Annotated in this window: 10 protein-coding genes; all 10 read right to left on the bottom strand. The window is 43.9% G+C overall.

The annotated features are described in order from the left end of the window. Nucleotides 1-10: 10 nt before the first annotated feature. The gene (locus ACOIT5_RS15050) at nucleotides 11-1,264 is read right to left on the bottom strand and encodes a uroporphyrinogen decarboxylase family protein (RefSeq protein ID WP_423126982.1); all 1,254 of its coding nucleotides are present in this window, start codon (nucleotides 1,262-1,264) and stop codon (nucleotides 11-13) included. Between the two features lie 310 nt (nucleotides 1,265-1,574). Then, nucleotides 1,575-3,200, bottom strand: a complete 1,626-nt coding sequence (locus ACOIT5_RS15045) for an alpha-L-fucosidase (RefSeq protein WP_423126981.1) — start codon at nucleotides 3,198-3,200, stop codon at nucleotides 1,575-1,577. A gap of 25 nt (nucleotides 3,201-3,225) precedes the next feature. Continuing rightward, nucleotides 3,226-5,166 carry a hypothetical protein gene (locus ACOIT5_RS15040; RefSeq protein ID WP_423126980.1) on the bottom strand — a complete coding sequence of 647 codons (1,941 nt, stop codon included), beginning with the start codon at nucleotides 5,164-5,166 and terminating at the stop codon, nucleotides 3,226-3,228. A 554-nt stretch (nucleotides 5,167-5,720) separates the two neighbouring features. Then, nucleotides 5,721-9,083 (bottom strand): glycoside hydrolase family 38 C-terminal domain-containing protein, encoded by a 3,363-nt coding sequence (locus ACOIT5_RS15035; RefSeq protein WP_423126979.1) that lies wholly within the window; start codon nucleotides 9,081-9,083, stop codon nucleotides 5,721-5,723. Between the two features lie 17 nt (nucleotides 9,084-9,100). Further along, complete coding sequence (locus tag ACOIT5_RS15030) at nucleotides 9,101-10,546, bottom strand: alpha-L-fucosidase (RefSeq protein ID WP_423126978.1); 1,446 nt, start codon at nucleotides 10,544-10,546, stop codon at nucleotides 9,101-9,103. Nucleotides 10,547-10,631: 85 nt separating this feature from the next. Then, a complete protein-coding gene (locus ACOIT5_RS15025) occupies nucleotides 10,632-13,301 on the bottom strand; it encodes a glycoside hydrolase family 3 N-terminal domain-containing protein (protein ID WP_423126977.1) in 2,670 nt (889 codons plus the stop codon). 19 nt (nucleotides 13,302-13,320) lie between these two features. Then, complete coding sequence (locus ACOIT5_RS15020) at nucleotides 13,321-15,237, bottom strand: peptide-N-glycosidase F-related protein (RefSeq protein ID WP_423126976.1); 1,917 nt, start codon at nucleotides 15,235-15,237, stop codon at nucleotides 13,321-13,323. A gap of 41 nt (nucleotides 15,238-15,278) precedes the next feature. Then, nucleotides 15,279-17,480 carry a glycoside hydrolase family 95 protein gene (locus tag ACOIT5_RS15015; RefSeq protein ID WP_423126975.1) on the bottom strand — a complete coding sequence of 734 codons (2,202 nt, stop codon included), beginning with the start codon at nucleotides 17,478-17,480 and terminating at the stop codon, nucleotides 15,279-15,281. 20 nt (nucleotides 17,481-17,500) lie between these two features. Continuing rightward, nucleotides 17,501-18,835, bottom strand: a complete 1,335-nt coding sequence (locus ACOIT5_RS15010) for an alpha-L-fucosidase (RefSeq protein WP_423126974.1) — start codon at nucleotides 18,833-18,835, stop codon at nucleotides 17,501-17,503. An 8-nt stretch (nucleotides 18,836-18,843) separates the two neighbouring features. After that, nucleotides 18,844-20,691 (bottom strand): right-handed parallel beta-helix repeat-containing protein, encoded by a 1,848-nt coding sequence (locus ACOIT5_RS15005; RefSeq protein WP_423126973.1) that lies wholly within the window; start codon nucleotides 20,689-20,691, stop codon nucleotides 18,844-18,846. Nucleotides 20,692-20,792: the final 101 nt, after the last annotated feature.

The following is a 20,792-nucleotide window of genomic DNA, read 5'->3' as shown; positions in this document are numbered from 1 at the left end:
TTTATTTTTCCTAATTAAATTCTTTGATTGCGTCAACCATTGCTACTATATTTTCGACAGGTACGTTGGCCTGAATATTATGCACAGTGTTAAATACAAAGCCGCCATTTTGTCCAAAAATATCACAAAGCCGGAGCACTTCTTCCCGCACTTTTTCGGGAGTTGAGTAAGGCAACGTTTTTTGGGTATCAATTCCTCCACCCCAGAAGACAAGATCATTACCGTAAGTCTTTTTCAGATGAGCCGGGTCCATTCCTTTTGCCGCGATCTGTACGGGATTGATGATATCAAATCCGGCGTCAATAAATCGCGACATGAAGGATTCTACTGCGCCACAAGAGTGTTTAAAGGTTTTCCAATTGGTATTGGCATGAACCCAATCGTTGATCCGCCGGTAAAAAGGTAACCATAAGTCGTCGAACTGTTCGGGACCGCAAAAGGTAGAATCCTGTGTACCAAAATCGGTTCCACAAATAAAAACGGCATCAAGGTTATCGCCAATCACCTGGTGTAAACGACTGAAATTTTCCAGGGCAATTTCGCTTTGACGGTCGAAAATGGCTTTAATATAGTCGGGTCGTAACACCGTACTCATGTACCACTCTGTAATGTCGCGAATTCCTTTAGGGTGTTTCATTTGCAGGCCAGGAACCAGGGCAATGTCGCCAAGTGCAGTACCTCCAAGTCCGGCAATTACTGCCTTTCCTGTAGCCCGGGCCTTTCGGGTAGCTTCTTCCCAAAATTGAAGTTCACTATCAGAAACCAATCCAAATTCTTCCAGGTTATCCTGAACGTCAAGTTTTTCATCATTAATTGGCTCCTGCCTCACAATCGCATCAAAAAAATAACTGGCTTTTGGCATTCGGGCCGATGGCGCTACCGATGTGTCACCTTCAGGATAAACCACCAGATCGCCATTGGTATCATAGCTGGTATTAAAGCCATCTGGAAGCAGTATGTTCTGTCCCCAGAAAGTCTTAAATTCTTTTAGTGGTTCGTGGTTGTATATACCAAACATATTATTTTTACCCCAGGCTGCAACCACATCAATGCCAATGGCATCCATCAAATCATCGTCGATCTGACCAAGCATCTGGTAAGGCTCAATCACTCTCACCGGACGGGATTCCAATCCATAGTATTTACGGAGGTTCTCAACAACCAGCGCATGTACTCCGGTAACGGCCGTAGAGCCAAGATCAACAACAATACGGTCGGGTTGCTTATGATTTACTGTAAGGTCAAATCGTTGCTTTGAGTTCATAAGTTATTTAATTTAAAGGTTTACAAATTCAGTCAGAAAATCACTTAAAAACATGCTCGTTTCATTTCAATATCCACTGGCTTTTTTTAGTATAATTGGCGGCAGATTGCCCGTTGGAAACTCATCACGCACAGCAGATTGGGCAAATATTTTTATAGAGCAAACAAATAAGGAAGAAATGAAAAAAAGCAAAATGACTATGTTTTGAAGAAATGACTTTGTTTTCATATATTTTGTGAATGAATAGGTTAGTTAAAAATTGAATTTTTAAACATCTGTAATAGCTTGTTTTTCATATAATCAGCAATTTTTACAAAACCCCTTTCAACTCAAATACTGCTGCATATTTGGTTGGCCTGTTTTCAGGAATTGTCAAAGTCAGTACTTCATCGTTCTGCCTGTATTTGATTTTTTCTTTACTGCCCAACATTTTTATGTTTTTTATTTTACCGGGAAAATTAGGCGACTTCAACCCAAGACTGGAAAGTGTTATATTTCCTTCAGAGGGATTCAGCACAAAAACATACAAAACATCGCCTTTTACAGTAAATCTCACTTCGTCATTTCCGTAAGGCAAACTTTTTACCGTTCTTTGGTTGAATTGCTCAGATTCATTCTGTTTTTTTAAGGCTTCCAAATCGGCGTTGGCTATATTTTCTGAACGTTTTAAATACGAGTTTAAATTATCGCCGTAAATTTTCCAGGGTTTACTCGCATAAATGGCTTCACCATTAATGTCTATCCATTCTCCCAATTCATCAAAAATAATCTTCTCTTCGGCTGGGATTGTTCCATCGGCTGCCAATTCAAGATTCATCAACAAGTTTCCATTTTTACTGATGATGTCTGCCATCATTTCAATAATAGTTCTGGCATTGTGTGTGGGCACCCTATCTTTTTTGTAAAACCATTCGCCCACGGTCAATATGCCTTGCCATGGTTGGTCAAGAATTTTATTTGCTGAACCACATTCTATGTCTTTAACTATTGCATTATCTTCAGAAATTTTGCCAGCAGCTATTGCCGTTATTTTTCCATTTTTCTTCAAACTATTTTCAAACAAGGTTCTGCAAACCTCTTTACCACAATCGACGTAGGGAAATCCATAGCCATCGAACCAAATCATGTCCACATCGTACTTTGTAACCAATTCTTTGTGTCGCAAAACCCATGTTTTTTTCATAGATTCTACCCATTCATCCGTTCGTTTGGCAGGTGGCATTCCGTATAAATCAGCCGGGTCAAGCCCTTCCCACCATTTGCCTTTGCCATCTTCTTTTGTCAGGTTGCCATCGTAAGGAACACCTTTCATTGGCCCAGAAATATCCGATTCAAATGCAGGGAGCCACCAATTCAAAAAACGGTCGTCGTGAACGCTTACTGCAAAAGGGATATTCAGTTTTCTTGCTGATTTTTCAAATTCACCCACGATATCTCGTTTGGGGCCTACGTTAAAAGAATTCCATGCATGGTGAGTAGAATTAAAATTATCAAAATGGTCGTGATGATTGGCGATAATCATGAAATATTTAGCCCCAACTTGCATGAAATAATTCATCAAAGAATCTGTATTAAGATTTTCGGCTTTCCAGGAATTGATAACTTCTTTGTAACCCAGCTCAGAGGGATGCCCGTATTTTTTTAAATGATACGGATAAGCATTCTTTCCAAAAGTTTCGCCTCCCACATCCTGCATGTACATGTGCCGGGCGTACCATCCCCCGCCCTCTTCAGGTTGAGATTGCGCCCCTATGCATACCCATATACCAAACCGGGCTTCGGTGTACCATTTCGGAAATTCGTACTGCGACTTTAACTCGTCCCAGCTTAATTCTTTGTTCTCTCCGGTTTGAGAAAATGTTGCTTGTATCAAAACAAAAATCGACAAAGAGGAAATTAGAAAATTGGTGAGTGATTTTGTTGTTATTAATTTCATCTGTATTATCATTTTTATAACTGAATTAATACCCTTTGGCCCGTTTGAGTCCTGTTAATAAAATCTTTTCTGAAGCTTTTACTTCGAATAATTTCCAGTTGTCGTTATCGGTCTGTTCCAAATGAAACTGACGCGTTTCATCGGATAATGTTTTCTTTATATTTCGGGGGAAAGCGTTTGCAGCCCGGGCACTTTCCCAGATCCGGATGGCTTTAAAAATCTCATTTTTTTGAGGACACGACTCTATGTTTTCCTGATTCAGATCGAGCATATAAGTTACCCCAACCCCTACCGAAAGTGCCTGAATGTGCTCGTATTGCGCAACCGTTGAAGTAGCATTTATTCCAAAATTTATACCAAAAGTAGCCGGGAAATAATTGGAAAAACAAACATCGCGAATGTCCTTTCCTTCGCTGCATCCGGGCCTGCCCCAAACCCGTGTCGATAAATCGTACATGTTGGTGCCGCCTCCAACATTGTAAACACTCATGTAATGCCACGAACCTTCTGACAATGTTGCACCCATAATCCGCAGATCGGGTAAATTGTATTTTTTTACCTGATCAAATAATTTCCGGTGAAACCGTTTAACGGCATAATAACCATGTCCCTGGTTAAACAACCATTCCTGACCGTCCCAATCGATATAATACAAGCCGTTTATTTTGGCCACATCGGCATAATATTTTGCAATTTCATCCTGCAAATACATATTGGGTATTAATCCGTCATAACCATAACCTTCGAGCGATGCCTGCAACTTATAGATGGTATCACCAGCTAAATGTGTTGAGGCTTTTGTGTCCCAGAAACCTCTTTTTACATTGAGAAACCTGTACGGAAACGAACTTGAAATTCCTTTGTAATGAATCAGTTCCTTCCCTATTTTTATGATATTCAAACCCGGGCCATGTCCTTCCCAGCTTCCAATTTCGTCTAAATACAAAGGGTCAACCACCTCGATAATTGTATCATCTGCAGAAATTCCTTTTGACAAAATACGACACACCTGGTAACACAAACTGTCGCTGGGCACGGGACTGGCGTCTTTTGTACCCTTGGGAAGCGCTGTTGTTATGGTATGACGGCCAACAAAAATCCCATATTGGTTTGTGAGATCGGTAAATTCCTTATGCGATTTATTTCCGGATGTAAATTTTAGCGGCTTTCTTTCAAATGAAACACCATCAATGTATCCGTTATTACCCCTGTCAACACTGAAGAATCCCAAGTCTTCAAGCTGAATGCCTTTAAATCCCAGTTGTTTGACATAAACGAGGGTGCTGTCATATTTCCCTCCGCTTGTTGAAACATCGGGAATATAGGCGGCTCGATCCTTTATCCATTTGCCATTCACGGTCGGATAAGGAAGTCCTTCAGAACGAACAATATTTTGAATTACAGTCATTAATGCAATACTATCCGGAGAACCCCACAATGCAATGGATGAACCTATAAAATCAACATCGGGCAAAGGCTGCACCTCCAGATGATTTGGGGCGTTTGAATTAAGGAACGGTATCAGCGAGAACAAAATGGTTTTCTCTTTTCGCCTGTCCGTGCTGTGATAGTGAATGGATATTCTTCCCTGATTGTCGATAGTGGCGGAGTTTCCATACAATATCCGGTAATATGGTTCTGCATGAGCAAAAAAGGCGACATCGCTAATTCCATCGCCACCAATCGGAAATATCTGGCCTTCATGTAAATCAGCAGGCAAAGGAAAACGTTTCGGATCGGGACTGTGAATAATATATTGAAATGGAGATATATCGCCAATATTATCAGATTTTCCGCCGGTTGTATAATCGTTGAGCGCTAAAACTCCAATAGCATAATTAACCGTTTCGCTGGTATCGCGGGCAACCCCAATAACATCGCCAAAAAGATTGGTAATATTGGTATGGTATGGTCCCCATTGAATATCGTCAACTCCGTTTCTTGGTTCGAGGGATAGCAGCGTCAATTTAAAATATTTTTTCTGAGGTAAAAAACTGATTTTAGCTGTAGAACCATTATTATAGCTTAATGTAATAACTCCATTATTTCTATTGAAATCTGCTTTTATTGGTTCATAATAAAGTTTCTTATTGCTGTCATATAAACTTAATAACGGTGATGGTTTATCCAGAGGACTAAAATCCCAATTTGGTTTTATTGAGATGTTTTTCATGCTGGTTATTTGCCCATTTTTATCAATTTTGATTTTAAAATAATCGGTTGAAAAATCCCATTGAGCATGCAAAGTCAAACTGAATAATATCAATGTAAGAGTAATTAAAACAGCAATTTCCTGGCACATAATTTTAACTAGAGCTATATGTTTCATTCAAATAAATTTTAGGGTTTAGTTTATAATTCTTTTCCAATTATGTCGTCGACTGTAAAATCTCTCTTAAACAGCTGCCCTGAATTCATTACCCATCATTAATATGAATTTTTGGTTGCATCAAACTGCTTTCATGATCTTCATTAACAACTTAACCTTTCATCCCACTTCTGTTTATTAAACAAAACATTCTACCAGATCAGCTTAAAGAACCCATTCCCCAGCGGTTTCAAACTTGTTGCTCCGTTGGTTACAGCATCGCCAATGGCATTCACCTGAGTTATCCTGAAGGGCGTTCCTGAAGCTTGTTTCAGCTTGCTTAAATCAGCTGTTTTTCCATCTGTTTCCCGAACCTGAATCAAGATAGCTTTTTCTCCTTCTTCGGGTTGGGCATTCACCAGAATCACATTTTCGGGCCAGCCTGAAACCAACGATTTTTGCCAAACCAGTTCGCCTTTGCCACCTCCGGGCAAAATGCGGGTCAGGAACGGCACACGAGTTCCCCAGCCAAAACGGGTGGCTTTGCCATTCGATACGTCGCTGCCCGACGTGAGGTAATACGACCACTCGTGCTGCCCTTTCTGGTCGGGATTGAAATTAGTCACCCAGTAATTGTTCATCGGCCACGAGTACATGTGCGTGTTTGCAGGCAGCGCTCCGGCTTTATAGCGGCCGGTATTGATGCCGCCAAACTGCATCAGCGGAATTTCAGAGCTTCCCATAACAATTTGAGCCTCGCCGTTCCGCAACACCGAAAAGTGCTGTACCGTATTCCAATCGTTCGACGAGCCTGGAATCTGGTCTTTCCCGGCTTCAACCACTCCGCCCTGAACATCGAAGAAAAGTTTCCCATTATCCAGTTGGAACGGGAAGGCAATGTAAATTCCTTCCGGATCGACAATCGGTTTCTTCACGATCGAATACGCCAGGTCGATGCGTTTGGTGGTGTTGAACAGGCGGATTTCCACGTCCACATCGTAGCCTTCATAAGAAGCGGCTGTTTTGCCTTTCAGACGGATTGTATTCCAGACCGCTCCTTCAGAATAGCTGTCAAAACGGGTTTCATCAAACGGAAAACGCTTGAAATCGTCCAGCCGCTTTTGCTCCATCTGGTGACGGTTGCCCAGCAGTTCGTAGATGAATTCGCCCATCGCGTGCGGTGCTTTCGGATCAACCAACTCTTTGTTTAAGTTTTTATCGAACCACGAAGTCATCACTGCTCTCTTCGGGTCAACCTGAACAGAATACCACTGATTTTCGAGCTGGGTAGTCAGCGTTTTGGTTTGTTTTTCCTGAAGTCCGTCAACCGGCTCAAATTGCAGTTTCTTGTAGCCGAATGCCGGAATATCTTTTACCCAGATTGCCCAATAAGTGCCATCGGAACGATGACTCAAAGCCTGAGCCTGATAAATACTTCCGGCCTGATCAGTGATTTTGGGGTGCGTATTTTGAGGCAGTAACTGGTGGTCGATGTACACTGTCACCAGCCCTTCTCGGGTCCAGTTGAGGGTATTGTAAACTACCAGCGTCGGTTTGGCCTCGTTTTTCAGATGGCTTTGCAACAGTCCCATCGTTTCTTCGCCCACCATTTTTGCGCGCCGGAACGATTCCCAGGCATACGATTCCTTAATGGCCCGCTGCTCCATGGTTTGCGCATGATACGGCTCGCGCACACTCTCGGAATAACCGGTGGTGTGCTCGGTGTAAAACAGCAGCGCGTTGTTCACCAGATCAATTCGTTCATCAATATTTTTGGGTAGAACAGAACCTTGCAGCCCTGCCATCGCCAGTCCGGAGGAATTGGCTGTAATGTCCGACTGCGCTTTGCGGGCAGCTGCCACTTCGCGCGCCGAAGCCCCAAAACCATCGGTCCACCAGTCGGGCCAGGCACCGCGGTAAACCGGGAATGACGCAGCATATTTGCCTTCCATTTCTTCGAAAAAGGCAGTGGCAGTTGAGGTTTTCAGCTTGGGCCACTCATAAAGTTCATTCCATTTGCGAATCACGTCCGACGCAATGGTCGAGGGCGGCGAATTATCGGTCAGATATCCAGAATGCTGAATGGAAATGACGTCGTATTCGTAGCCTTTCTCTCCAAGAGAAGTGAGGTAATTTAGGAGTTTGGTCTCAAAATTTGGGATATCGCCTTTATCAATCTGGAAAACGGTATTTCCGGTCATGTAATGCTCGGCGCGGTAAGTCAGCATCCGGTTTCCGGAGGGCGATTCCCACCAGAAAAGCGTCGGTTTGTCGAAGCAAATCAAGGCGCGGTGCCCGTGTGTTCCCATGTTCAGGTATTTCACGCCCAGGTCGTGATAAAAATCGTTCATGCACCAGGCAATGCCGTTCACGTCGTTTTGCATGGCCATCAGCGGCTGCAATCCGTTTTCCTTAAAACGTTTCAGCGGCTGAAGCGAAGCTGCCAAAACCTGTTCTTCGGGCAGCTCGTCGAAGTTGAAATACATGGAGGCAATTTCGATGCGACCTTCTTTCACCCGCTTTTTAAACCGCTCGATTTGTTCGGCCGGACGACATTTCAGGAATTCGTCAACTGCCCAGGCGGCTTCGCAGGTCCAGCGGAATTTGGCGGCATCGGGATAGTTATCGGTGGCGTCGCAGTAATCGAGCGCATAGTCGATATAGCGCAGGTGCTCGGCCAGAATCTCGGTTTGCGAGCGGGTGTAGCCAATGTCGGTGTGCGAGTGCTGCACCAGGTTGACCTGCCAGTGGTGCACCGGAAATTGTTCCAACTTTAATTCCTGATTGAAATCTCCGGCTTCGAGCCTGAATTTGACCGTCTTCTTTTGTTTAACCTCTGGAAGCCCTAATCGCAAATAGTTCGACCCGAAAACAAGCTGCTGTTCTTTTACGAGCTTGTCGTTGAGGTAAATTTTAGCGGTTTGCGGCATCCCGAAGTATAGAACGGTGCCCGAAGCCAGTTGCATATTTTGGCCGTTCTCTTTGATAATTGCCGGAAACGGACGAACCGTCAGTCCCGAGCGCACGGGCATCTGGAAAGTCATGTACCACGAGGTTTTCTGGTCGTTTCCACCGGTCATTTTCAGGATTACAGGCTTGCCCTTTTCCACTTTTTCAGCCGGAAGGCGCAAAAACATAAACCCAAATTTGTCGCCAACCTGATCTTCCATATCCGAATGAAAAAACAATTCGCTGCCGTCAGCCTCAATTTTCCAATCGGCTTTGCCATCGGTGTGGAAAGTGATAGACTGGCTGTTGTTTATCGTCAAAGTCATATCGGCAAAGCCTGGACTGGAGCCAATTCCGGCCAGCCAGGCAAACGTTACGTATTTTTCTTTTAGGCCTGAAGGAACTTTTTCTGTTAGCCATTCCATGCTGTATTTTCCATTGGTTGCGCGGATAATGATCGATTTTTCAACTCCTGAAACCGAAGAATGGTACGAAAAATCGTCGCCCGAAATTTTGTGATCGAAACCATTGATGAGGTGATCATCTGCGTTGATCAGATTTTGACCGAAAGCTGATGAATTCATAAACAACACAAGAAATAATATCATGAAAACCATTCTCTCCATAATCGAACTATTAGATATTAATTAGATAACTGACTTATTTTAAATACAATAGCATAAGGAGAGGGTAGGGTATTAGCAAGATTTGCCGGAACTTCAATTTTAAACCCGTTACCATCTGCTTTCCATTTTAGCGAACTCCCTTTTTGACCAAAAACAGTGATTTTTGCACCTTTTTCCGGAGTGAAACCTTTTACCAGAATTTCAGCCGGAAGTTTTTCGTTGTCGGCAAGCAAATAAATCGCGTTGGCCGAACCGTCTTTTCCACGGGTGAAACGCAGCTGCCCATCATAATATGGGGCAATAGTGCGGGTATTGTAAATGGCGTCGCCATTGATTTTCAGCCACACGCCAATTTCTTCCAGGCGGCTGTAGGCATCGGCATACCAGGTTCCATCGGGACCCGGACCAATATTTAGCAGCAGGTTTCCGCCTTTGGCCACAATGTCGGTAAGCATGTGAATCACCTTGCGGGTTTCCATCATTTTTGCATCGTACGAAAATGACCAACCTCCGCCCATAATCATGCACGATTCCCAAGGGTAAGGCAGCATCTTGTCGGGAACCTGGTTCTCGGGAGTGAGGTAGTTTTGGTTTTTCCCTTCAACGGCACGGTCAACCACAATACAATCAGGTTGTTTCGAGCGGATTTTATCCACCAGTTCATCCATTTTGATGTCCTGATTTAAATATTTTTTTACCCTGAAGCCCGGAACTTCAGGAGCTTTTCCCTGATCGGAGTGTTTTTGTACCCAGCCGCCATCGAACCACATCAGGTCTATTTTTCCATAGTTCGAGCAAATTTCCATCACCTGATTGTGGGTGTAATTCACAAAGCTGTTCCATTTTTCGGGATAAGCCGCGGGGTCATAATTTACATTACGGTCGAGCGGAGGAAACTGCGGCCACCAGTAGTCGGGGCTGTGCCAGTCGGGTTTGGAGAAATAGGCGCCAATCCACAAACCTTCGTTGCGGAATGCGTTGAAAATCTCCATAGTTACATCGGCTTTCGGATTGGTGTGATACGGACAATCTTTTCCGGTGATTTTGTAATCGGTGTATTTGGTATCGAACATGCAAAAGCCGTCGTGGTGTTTGGTGGTGAAAACCACGTATTTCATTCCGGCATTTTTTGCAGCTTTGGCCCACTTCTCAGGATCGAACTGGGTTGGATTAAATGTTTTTCCAAGGTTTTCGTACTGTTTTTTGTAATGGAAATAGTCTTTCACTGTATCGGGCACGCACCAGCCTTCGTCTTCCGGACAAATAGACCACGATTCGACGATTCCCCACTGGCTATAAGGGCCCCAGTGCATGAGCAGTCCAAATTTGATATCCTGCCACTGGTCGATTCGTTGCTGAATGCGAGGATTTGGATCAGGCATGTAAATTTGTCCTTCATGCTGGCTAAACCCTTTTAAAACAGAAAAAGACAGCAAAAACAAAAATAATTTGAATAATTTCATAATCTATATTTTAAGTTTGATTTCTAGTTATAGAAAATCCAGGTACTACCTGAAATTTAGTAATTATTAAAACTGAATTTCAAAATCACGGATTATAGTCAACCGTCAAAACTCCTTTCAGCCTGATATCTTTTGACGAAGCACCGATCATAATCCTGAACTCGCCGGGTTCGACCACTTTTTTCATTTCAATGTCAAGCATTGATAACATTTCAGGATTAATTAGAAAACTTACTTCCTTTGTTTCTCCAGAATTGAGGTGAATGCGTTGAAACCCTTTTAGTTCGGTTACCGGACGGGCTACTGATGCAAGTTCATCGCGTATATATAATTGAACAACTTCGTCACCGGCTACTTTGCCGGTATTGGTTATTTTACAGCGAACCACCGTTGAATCAGAAGCTGAAATGTTGTTTTTTTCAATTTGCAGATCAGTATAATCGAAAGTGGTGTAGCTCAATCCATAACCAAACGGGAAAAGCGGATGGCCGGTCAGGTTATTGTAATCGTCACCTCGTCCGGTAGGTTTGTGATTGTAAACCAAAGGAAGTTGCCCTTCGAAAACAGGGAACGTAATTGGTAGCCTGCCTGCCGGACTGTAATCGCCAAATAAAACATCGGCAACAGCATTGCCACCTTCATCTCCCGGGTACCAGACATCGATAACCACCGGAACATTTTTCAGCCAGTTGTTCATGGTTATTGCGCTTCCTCCTAAAAGTACAACCACAACCGGAGTGCCTGTTGCAGCCACCTTATTAATCAACTCTTCCTGACGGCCCGGCAGGTTTAAATATGCACGATCGCGAAATTCGCCTTCTTCGATTCCCACAACCAAAACAGCAACATCGCTTTTAGCCGCAAGTTCTGCCGCATTGTTTATCTCTTCCTTCTGGTTATTATTCACATTTACATTCCATATCAAACGGAAAAAAGCATTGCCAACCGGTTCGTAATATTCAATCCGGATGTTGTATTCTTTATCTTTTTCAAAAGAAAAATCGGCCAAAATTGTTTGTTTACTTAGCTTCTGCCAGTTATCAATCAGCAGTTTATCATTCAGGTATAACCGATAACCGTCGTTCCCATCAATTCCGATTTTATAATTACCCGATGCCGGAGCTTTCAATTTACCTGTCCACCGAACCGAATAAAAATCATAGGTGAGTTTTTCGGGATCGGGAGAAAAAAGTGTCCATTGAAATTGCACCTGCGGATCGACACGCGTAAAAACAGGCTTGCCGGTTAAGGTCACATTATTGAAATATTCGCCGTTTAATCCTTTTTGTGTTTTTCCACTAGTTGTGCACGAGAGAAAATCAGATCCGACAGTCACATATTCAATATTTTCACGATCACAACCTTTGGCATAGCGAACTTCAGTTTGATTGCTCAACTTATTTTTAATTCCGTCCAAAATACTCACCGGATCAATACCTGGGCCACTGTATCCGCCCAAACGGGCTTCCGTGGCATCCGCTCCGATTACCGTAACCGATTTTATGGTCTTCGAAAGGGGCAAAGTTTGCTTTTCATTTTTAAGAAGTACTACCGATTTTTGGGCAGCCTCTTTTGCCAACTGGCGATGGGCAGGGTAACCGTTCCATTCGCCCGCAGCTTTGGCATCTACGTATGGATTTTCAAATAATCCAAGCTCAAATTTCAATTTAAGAATCCTTGAAACAGCATTGTCGATGGTTTGCTGATCGATGCTTCCATCGTAAAACGGAGGAGAAAACAATTTGTAATGATCGTAACTGGTTTGAAAAATCACATCGAGTCCGCTGGTTACCGATTTGGCAGTTGATTCAGGATAGTCTTTGGCGGTAAAATGCAAAACGTTGGCTCCACCAGTAGCTCCGGCATCAGAAATTACAAAACCTTTAAATCCCCATTCTTTTTTCAGAATTTGATTTAAGAGCCAATCGTTGGTGGTGCAAGGACTGCCGTCGAGTGAATTGTAGGAAGTCATAACTGACCGCGAACCACCCCGCTTAAAACAAGCTTCAAACGGAGGAAGGTAGATTTCGCGCAACAAACGCTCGTTCCAATGAATCGGGTAACTGTCGCGACCACCATCGCCTACATTTGCGATATAATGTTTCGGCGTGGTAATTACACCCATTTTTTCAAATTCGGAAACAAAAGCAACACCCATTTCAGAGGTCAGGAAAGGATCTTCGCCGTACGTTTCTTCGGTTCTCCCCCACCGCACATCACTGGCAACATTAACCACCGGTGACAAAATCTGTCGGATACCGCGTGTTTTACATTCGGTAGCAATGGCTTTCGAAACCTGGTGCATAAGTTGAGTATCCCAGGTGGCAGCCAAGGCTATGGATTGGGGAAATGCAGTAGCTCCGCGCCTGACCAGCCCATGCAACGCCTCATCAAACGGGATAATCGGTATTCCCAAACGACTTTCTTCCAGAAAAAAGTGTTGCATTTGATTCACCATCTCGGCAGTCTCGATGGCAGAAGCGCCGGCAGCATAACTCAGCATTTGTCCGGCAGCTTCGGCATTTTGCCCAACCGTGCTCACCTGAAACCCGAAAATTCCGGTTTTGTACCTTTCTTTCTCATGACTCAAATCACCAGGAATCATAAACATTTGCCAGAATTTTTCTTCCGGCGTCATCCTCGAAAGCAGGTCTTTTACCCGCGCGTCAACAGGTAAATCCGGATCTTTATAAGGTTGCGCTTTAGCCTGAACAAGCATGATGAATACAAAAAGTATAACAACTAGTTTTCTCATGATATACGTTTAGCTTTAATTATTTAAGCTTTCTTTTATTCAGTCTCCCTTTAAACCGGCTCACCCCGTCCATAAAAACTTCCAGCACAATTCGACCAGATGGCAAATTCGACAGATTATAGCTGTATAAACCATTTTTTATGTTCGGATATTCGTGTTTTTCCCAAATTTTTCCATCGACAGTAATCTGTACCAACATGTTGCTGTTTCTGTTCGAAACAACGCCCAGTTCGGTTCCTTTGGTTACCAGTCGGGGATACAGAGAAAATGCATATTTCGCCTGAGTGGTGTCGGCAATAAATGCCGGAGAAGCACGAAATGCAAGTTTCTCTCCATTTCCGCAATCGCTCTCGAAGGCATGAATCAGGTTGCCTTTCATGTCGAACATGCGCAGATTGCCATCTCCATTCTGGGGTTCGGCCCAAAATTCCAGGCCATCGCCGGCTGAGTCGGTCAGGCACAACTCATACATTCCTTCATTGACACTGATGGTGTCGGTATAAAGCATATTGGATTCCAGATTTTGCGGAAGACGACGGAAAATCGTATCGTTTTTTGAGCCAATCAATAGAATCTGGTTGTCTTTCGGTTTATTATTGGTCAAAAACTGCAAAATGAAATTGGTGGGCATCACTTCAGGAGACCAAAAACTAGTGGTCAGTTCGTTGTCACCCATCCAGCCATCTTTCCGCCCATTGGGTTTCGTAAGTGTAACTGTGTATGAGTTTTGGCCTTCTTTCATCTGTAATTCACCCGGAATAATAATTTTGGCAGTCTGGTTGAATTTCAAATCACCTTTCCAGTGGTAAACCTGTTTCGGGAAACCATCAGTTCCATAAGTAACAGTTACCGTTTTGAGATTTTCTGAACCCAGATTCCGGATGATAAAATGTGGATTGAAACAGGCCGGATTCAGACGAGAAAATTGCTGTTCGTCATTAGGAACTAAAATCTCATCAACAGCCACATCAACCCTCTGCATAGGAGGCGAATAATGGAATAAATAAGAAGATATATCCTCGTTGGCCTGAATATTTTCGGTTGCGGTGTAAGGTTCCATCTCCAGCGCAAGTATATGATTGCCGGGCATTACCGGAACGTCAATCACATCGGGCACCTGCAAATCGCCAGGACACCAATAAGCGCGATCATAAACCCAGGTTCCTCCTTGAGGATACAGCGGGTTGTCACCGCAATCCTTCCAAAGGTTACGGTGATCGACAAGTTGATTATCCAGTTTGAGGTTGCGCCAGCGTGAGCAAAATTCGCTGCAGCCTTTGGGTTTGTCCATTCCATGACCGGTATGTTGGATGCGTATCCGGTTAATGGCAGTTCCCGGCAACGATTCATAACTTACAGGCAGCAGGTTATCTTCAATCTTTTCTTCCGGGTTTCCATATTTGTAGCCCCGGTTCCAAAGCGGGGTAATTCCAAGCGGAACAACAACGGGAGGTCCTGAAATAATCTCGAAATCAATGGTTAATGCCCATCCTACGGTGGTGGCTTCGTAACCCGAATGAACGTACTCAATTTCAACACTGTCGCGCAAATAAGGAGCAAAATCGGTTACATCAACTTCCCATTTCCAGCTCCAGCCTTTGTTGTAAATACTTCCGTAAGGGGTGAGCATCCGGCCGATTTCGTAATCAATTGATTTTCCTTTAACTCCTCCCTGACGACGCAGGTAGATATGATCGAGGTAATCCCAATGAGCAGTGAGCAAACTGTCGGGACTGCCCAAGGTAACATTCATAACAATCTTCCTGACAGGAGATTCAGATGAAGGGAAAATCCCCCAACCGGGAAATGGCTTTGAGCCGGATGGATCGCAAACGACTGTGGTGCGGTTGTGTGTGATCACGTGATTCACCTGAGGCTTTTGCGCCAAACATGTTGCTGAACCAAAAACGACCAGAAAAAATAAGATGCGTATCATAGGAATAAATTATTATTTTTTTGTCCTGTAATGTTGAGTGGCTATTTTGCCAGACTGGTTATTTCTTTTAATTCTCCATTCACTCTTATTTTTACCTGTTGCGGCTTTGAAGAATAAACGTTATAATTTGTGACTTTGCCATCTTCCCAATTGCAGTCAACTTCAAAGCCTCCACGTGCGCAAAGTCCGGTAAAATAACCTTTTGCCAACCATGTTTTGGGAATTGCCGGCAGCAACTGAATTTCACCAGAATGGCTTTGTATCAGCATTTCTGCCATTGCGGCAGGAATTCCAAAATTTCCATCCATCTGAAACGGCGGATGACTGCAAAATAAATTGGGTAAAGTATTGTAGGTAAGCAACCCGCGAACCATAATTCCTGCCCGCTCGCCTTCACCCAGCCGCGCCCATAAAGCGCAACGCCAGGGCCATGTCCACGAACGGCGGCTGTCGCCAACGGTAGATTCCACGGTAAACGGCGTATGTTCATTTTTGCCATAATTCCCGGAACGACTGCGCAATGAAAGAATTGCAGCCTGTGTCAATTCTGGTGTTTCGACCATATTAATCTGGCGGCCAGGATACACCGCAAACAGGTGCGAAGTGTGCCGATGCTGATCGTCAGGATCGTCGCGGTCTTCCTGCCATTCCTGCAACTGACCCCATTTGCCGATTTTATTGGGAACTAACTTTTCCTGCATATCAGCTACTTTTTCCTGATAATCCGGATCGATGTCCAGGGCCTTTGCCATTTCCAGGTAATTTTGAAAAAGTTCCCACACCAACTGCTGGTCGTGCATCACGCCATCTTCACGAGGGCCATGTTCCGGAGACCAGCCCATAGGCACCACCAACGAACCATCAGGTAAGGTTTTCAGCCGGTCTTCCCAGAACTCGCAAATTTCTTTTACAACCGGGTAGGCCGTATCTTTCAAATAATTGTTATCATGTGTAAATGCCCAGTGTTCGTAAACATGTTGGGCGTACCAGGCACTAGCCGGAATATTCCATTCCCAACCATTTCCTCCGAAAATATTCTGACTGGTTCGGGCTGTCCATCCTCGGGTTTTTTCGCCAAAAGCCTTGCGGGTGGCAATCCGACAGGGCTCTTGCTGGGCAACGATGAAATCGATTAAAGGCAAATGACATTCTGAAAGATTGGTCGATTCGGCAGCCCAGTAATTCATCTGAATATTGATATTGTTGTGATAATCACTGGCCCAGGGCGGGGTGTTGCTGTCGTTCCACAAACCCTGTAAATTGGCAGGCAACCCGCCTGGTCGCGAACTGTTTGCCAGTAAATATCGCCCGTATTGGAACATTGTTTCTTCCAGATCGGGATCGACACCACCGGCGGCATACTTTCTCAGGCGTTCGTCGGTTGACAACGCGAGGGTCGTAGCATCGGTATTGCCAATTTCAATACTGGCAGCGGTCGTCAGCCGGGTAATATCGTGAATGTGATTATTGAGCAATTTTTTGTACCCAAGTTTGGCCGCCAGCTCCAATTCATTTTCAATGACAGGCATAGGGTCAACACCGCGCCAATCCGATTGGTAATCAGGATTGTAGTTGGTTCGTGCATCAAGCAGTAAGGTAAACGAATCACAATTCTCGAAAACCAGCATATTCCCTTCAACTTTGGTTTTACCGCCTTTCGGAATAATTTGAAGTTTTGCCTCATATCTTAACTTGTTTGGCATTTCACCTGAAATAACCAGACTGTTTTCGGTTGCAATACTAACGGCTCCCTGAGCAGATATAAGCGATATTTTTCCGGATAAGCTCTTTTTGTTTCCCGAATTGTAGTTGAAAACCATCACTTGATCAGGATAACTCGCAAAAGCTTCGCGCGAATAGTGAATACCGTCAACCTCAAAATTGGTGGTATGTATGCCTTTGGTAATATTGAGAGAGCGAGTATAATTCTCCGGTTTTCCTAAAAAGTTAAACTCGATGGTAAATTCCCCGAAATTCCGGTATGCACCAAATCCATGATCGCCGGTTTCGTAGGCGCCATCCCAGTTGTTGTCACCCGACCACAGACTTTGTTCGTTAAACTGAATCCTTTCCTTTTCAACTCCACCAAGCAACATGGCGCCCAAGCGGCCATTGCCAATAGGCAGGGCCTCGTCTGACCATTTCTCAGCCGGTTGTTTGTACCACAATTTAAAGTCGTCGGCCGAAAGCGCAAATTGTATAATCAGCAGGCTGATCAAAATGATAAGAAACAGTTTTTTCATAGTCGAAGAAGGTTAGGTTGTTAGTTCAGACCGCCATGACCGCGATATAACTTCACAGGCTCATTCAGTCTCACTTTTAATACAGTCACATATTTATCCAGTACGTTTTCAGGAATGTCTATGTAAACCAGTCCGGGAACCGGGCTCCACGAGATCTTACCAACTACTTTATGGTTTAGTTTTGCGCCGTTACCAACAACAGTTAAATCTTCAATCTTATTAATCAAGCCTTTTAACATGACCTGCCCGCTTGTTTTTCCATGCAGAAAAAGATACACCGAAGTTGAATCTTTCGACAAAGTTGTTGGGCCGTAGAAATGACCTTGAGGAAGACCGGCTACTGTATTAAAAATGGCTTCTCCGTGCTTTTTGTTCCAGGCACCCAATTCTTTCAGCACGTTGATTTGTTCCGCCGGAATGGTTCCATCTTCCTTGGGACCCATGTCGAGCAACAAATTGCCGCCGTTCGAAACGGCATCCACAAAAATAGTAATGATTTCGTAAGGTGTTTTCCAGTTGTTATCGTGGTGGAAACCCCAGTTGTCGTTAGTCGTCATGCACAATTCCCACCAATTGTATCTGGGTTTCGAAACCGGGAAGTTTTGTTCCGGGGTTTCGTAATCGCCGTAACCCTGAAGGCGTCCGTTGATGATGGCCGTTGGGTTTTCTGATAAAATAATCTGCCTCACTTTTTGTGCTTCCCATTCTTCGGCACTATGTTCCCAGTCACCGTCGAACCACCACAAATCGGGTTTAAACATGCTGTTGATTTCTTTGATCTGCCCCTGGAAAAAACTCCGAAAGCGGTTCCACCGTTCGTAATCGTCTGAGATTTTATATTTTGAACTGTCCTTCAGAAAACCCGGATAGTCCTTATCGGTCCAGTCGATCAGCGAAAAATAAGCGCCGCATTTGATGTCGCGTTTGCGCAATTCTTCGAAGAACGGTTTAATCATGTCGCGTTTGGCCGGAGTGGCTTTAACACTGCTCAGGCTGTTCATCTTAGTGTCGTACATGGCCACACCATCATGATGTTTGGTAGTGATTACCGCATATCGGGCACCGCTTTCTTTGATCAGATCGGCCCAAAATGCCGGATCGTAGTTTTTCAGGGTGAAACCTTTCAACTGCTTCATGTAATCGGTATGACTGATCTTTTTATTATGAAAACTCCAGGATTCGTCGATGCCATCGACGGCATAAATTCCGGCATGAATAAAAATACCCAATTTGGCATCGCCAAACCACTGCATCTTGTCCTTAATGTCTTTCGGGTCGATTTTGGATTGACCAAACCCATTAACCGAAACGAGTGAGAACAAACCTCCCAATACGAAAATTGCTAATCTTTTCATAATCAACGCTATTTGTTTAAATTAATTTTCAAATCCGATTTCAAGTCTTTTTTTGTCATTTTTACTGCATCGATGACAGGTAATTCTGCCTGATCAAAATTATTCTTTTCAATCCGAACTTTCTTGCAGGCAGTTAAACTGATTGCAGCTGACTTATTTTCAGTTTCCAGAAAATGGGAACGAATAATCCGGTTGCCTGTAAACTCCAGGTTTTCAACACTCCTGGCCGAAAGAACAGCACCATCGAATACTTTAAAGGTATTGTTGATGATGCGAATATTGCGATGGACACTATTGCCCACAACCAGTTCGTGATTTTCCGGCGCTATATTAATCGCACCGCTTCCGGAGTTATAACCGCAATCTTCGAAGATGTTGTTCCGGATAGTCACATCGGTTACCGCTCCCGACTCGAACCAACTAGAAGCATCATCAGCAATCAAAATGGGAAACATCCCGGTTCGAAAGAATGTATTGTTTTCGATTAACACTTTTCGGCGTGTGGTAATCAATAAGCCGCGGGTATTGGTTCGTTCAAAACGGCTGTTTCGAATGATTACCTCCGGGGTCCATGTCAGGTTTTCGATGCAAAGACCTGTTTTTACATTTTCAGGCAAAGGTCCATCCAATTCAAGTTCCATTTCGCGAAGATTGATGAGTTTTGCCGATCTCAATTGGGCAGTCGCTACCGGCATCAGTGTTTGCGGGTTGATAAAAGCAATGCTGTCGCCTGCAAAAAACGCTTCGAAGCCATAGGTTTGATGATGCATAAAGCGAACGGTGATTTTTTTAGCCGCATCAATTGCCGTGATTTGCAAGTGCGTACCATGCACATTGATTGGGTCGTCGTGAGAACCGGAAGTGAAACAACTGTCGATCAGTATTTTGCCCTTACATCCTGAAAAATGAAAACAATCGGCGAAGGCAGATATTTGCCTTCCGGATTCAGGCCTCGGAGCCACTTCGACTTTCAGTAATGAAATATTTTCTGAAAACTGCGATACAATACCCAACCCGTGCATGTAGTGCATTTTTACATTTTCCAAACAGATGTTTTTGCTCAGGCTGATCAATGCACCGGAGTTGTCGCGATAAGGATCGCGAATTGTAAGCACGTTGCCGGTTCGTAATTCAAGCTTCGAAAAATCGCCTTTAAATGTAACTTCCCTGCACCCGGTTTGTGTAGCCTGACTTTCCAGAAATGGCCGGAATGAGCTGTATTTCATTACTCCAGTCGCAGGATCACAGGAGATGGTATGGTACGCGTTGCTTTTCCAGCCTTCGCCGTAAAAACGGATTTTGCCATTTTTGATATCGAACCTGGTATCAGGATGAATTTCAGCTATAGCTTCATTGTTGGTTGCTGATCTGATTTTCAGTTCTGACATGGTTGGGCGTTCATAATCGAAGCTGATATTCTTCAGAACCACATCCGTGCAATTCAGGAAAACGAACGATTCCATCTTTCCGTGAAGCATGACCAGCGTACCGTTGCCATCGATGGTCATATCCTTAATTCCTTCAAGCAGAAAAGCAATATTTTTCACCTTCGAAAGAGTGTCGTTCTCGGTCGAATTTGAGATGTACAGCTCTTTCTTAAAAGCTCCTTCAGGCCACACATCGATTCGACCACCAGGCAAGCTCAATACCACATTCTTTTTCGATTTGCAAAATCCGATAGCCTTCACAATGCCTGAAGCTGCGTTTTCAAAACTGTTCGCTTTCACTCCAAAACGGGCCAGTCGCACGGTATCGGGCGCTGATCCAGACTGCCCGTTTGCCGTTGCGCTGCTGCACATTACGGAAAACATAAAACAGGCGAACAGCATTACTGAAATAAGTGTTGATTTTATCATGTTTATTGGTTTTGACTATTTTGAAAAATTAGCGGTAATCGTACCTGAACCAGTTCACCAAATCTTTTAGCTTCTTCATGTTGTTTGATTTATTTCATTCA

The sequence above is a fragment of the Gaoshiqia hydrogeniformans genome (assembly GCF_049347105.1).
GTDB classification, from domain to species: domain Bacteria; phylum Bacteroidota; class Bacteroidia; order Bacteroidales; family Prolixibacteraceae; genus Gaoshiqia; species Gaoshiqia hydrogeniformans.
The sequence above is the reverse complement of the archived record's forward strand: the minus strand, read 5'-3'. Positions and strand labels throughout refer to the sequence as shown.

Bases quoted from the DNA above. Each gene is read 5' to 3' on its own strand.
- ACOIT5_RS15005 (WP_423126973.1), bottom strand. From the start codon at position 20,691: ATGATAAAATCAACACTTATTTCAGTAATGCTGTTCGCCTGTTTTATG.
- ACOIT5_RS15010 (WP_423126974.1), bottom strand. From the start codon at position 18,835: ATGAAAAGATTAGCAATTTTCGTATTGGGAGGTTTGTTCTCACTCGTT.
- ACOIT5_RS15035 (WP_423126979.1), bottom strand. From the start codon at position 9,083: ATGGAGAGAATGGTTTTCATGATATTATTTCTTGTGTTGTTTATGAAT.
- ACOIT5_RS15030 (WP_423126978.1), bottom strand. From the start codon at position 10,546: ATGAAATTATTCAAATTATTTTTGTTTTTGCTGTCTTTTTCTGTTTTA.
- ACOIT5_RS15050 (WP_423126982.1), bottom strand. From the start codon at position 1,264: ATGAACTCAAAGCAACGATTTGACCTTACAGTAAATCATAAGCAACCC.
- ACOIT5_RS15045 (WP_423126981.1), bottom strand. From the start codon at position 3,200: ATGAAATTAATAACAACAAAATCACTCACCAATTTTCTAATTTCCTCT.
- ACOIT5_RS15025 (WP_423126977.1), bottom strand. From the start codon at position 13,301: ATGAGAAAACTAGTTGTTATACTTTTTGTATTCATCATGCTTGTTCAG.
- ACOIT5_RS15015 (WP_423126975.1), bottom strand. From the start codon at position 17,480: ATGAAAAAACTGTTTCTTATCATTTTGATCAGCCTGCTGATTATACAA.
- ACOIT5_RS15020 (WP_423126976.1), bottom strand. From the start codon at position 15,237: ATGATACGCATCTTATTTTTTCTGGTCGTTTTTGGTTCAGCAACATGT.